This window comes from Brucella tritici (genome assembly GCF_902825325.1).
GTDB lineage: Bacteria > Pseudomonadota > Alphaproteobacteria > Rhizobiales > Rhizobiaceae > Brucella.
This window is the reverse complement of record NZ_CADEAR010000061.1, coordinates 1-1,442: the sequence shown is the minus strand read 5'-3', so window position 1 is coordinate 1,442 and position 1,442 is coordinate 1. Positions and strand designations below refer to the sequence as shown.

The following is a 1,442-nucleotide window of genomic DNA, read 5'->3' as shown; positions in this document are numbered from 1 at the left end:
ATCGGGTAGGAGGGCATTTTAGGCCCTCCTCCCACACCACCGTACGTACGGTTCCGTATACGGCGGTTCATGAAGCGTAGTATAGGCGTCGGTGTTCCTTCAGGAACGAGATCAGCCCGATTTTGGTGAAGTAGGCATTCGGTAGGGCTTCGTGCATGTGTGAGGTTCTGGCATTCCACCATGGTCCCCGGCCATTGCTGGCACTTATCCATGCACGCTCCTTCTTTATGCCTCGTTGCATCAGGTTTCTTGCGCGCGCGGCTGGTTTCGTCCATTGCCGCCACAGGGTAGCCCGCAGCTTGCGGTGAACCCATCCATCCATTTCCTCGAACGTCCCCTTCACGTCAGCCAGCTTAAAGTAAGCTGTCCAGCCGCGCAGGATCGGCGCTAGGTCCTTGATGGTGGCGTCAATGGCCCGGCCACGCCCAGCCCGGAACTGGGCTTTCAGTTTGCCACGAAGACGCTTCACACTTTGTACCGCCACCTTGAGGCGGGGCATACGGTGGAACGTCATCGTATAACCCAAAAAGACCCGGTTCCATGGATGGTCAACAGCACTTTTGGTGGCGTTGACCTTCAGCTTCAGTCTCCTTCCAAGGAAGGCGGTGAGCGAAGCCATCACCCGTTGACCGGCACGTATTGACCGCACATAGATATTACAGTCGTCGGCGTAGCGGCAGAAGCGATGTCCGCGCTGTTCCAGTTCCTTGTCCAGATCGTCGAGCAGGACGTTCGATAATAGCGGAGACAGGGGACCGCCCTGCGGCGTTCCCTCGCTTCGCATTGTCGTCATCCCGCCCATCATCAACCCGGCTTGCAGATAACGGCGGATCAACCGCAGCACCCGTTTGTCGTAGACCTTGCGTGCCACTCGTGCCATCAGCACATCGTGGTTTACCCGGTCGAAGAACTTCTCCAGATCAAGATCAACCACAACGCGGTAACCGTCGGCCACATAGGACCGTGCGGCAAGGATCGCATCATGGGCACTCCGCTCCGGCCTAAAGCCGAAAGAGGAATTGGAGAAGCCTGGGTCGAAGATCGGCATCAGCACCTGATGTATCGCCTGCTGGATGAGGCGGTCGAGAACCGTGGGAATGCCAAGAAGGCGTTTCCCGCCGCCGGGCTTGGGGATTTCCACCCCGCGCACCGGCGCTGGCTCATACCGACCCGCCAGCAGGTCTTCCCTGATGCGCGGCCAATGCGATACGAGATGCTGCTTCAGGTCGCCAACGCTCATCTTGTCGATGCCCGCCGCTCCCTTGTTCGACACCACGCGGTGTAAGGCCGCTATCATGTTATCGCGACTGACGATCATTTCCATCAGTTGCATCGCGTCCTTCGGTTGTGAGTTGGACGATCCTGCCGTGACGTTTGATGCGCCCAAGGCATCCTCTCGCAGCTTCCGGCCACTACCTTCCGCATGGGCATGGGGCGTTTCA

Annotated in this window: 1 protein-coding gene; it reads right to left on the bottom strand. The window is 58.6% G+C overall.

Translation table 11 applies throughout. The features are described 5' to 3' along the window. Positions 1-67 precede the first annotated feature (67 nt). The coding region (gene ltrA / locus HWX93_RS22635) for a group II intron reverse transcriptase/maturase (protein WP_235969198.1) at positions 68-1,442 on the bottom strand (1,375 nt) is incomplete at its 5' end.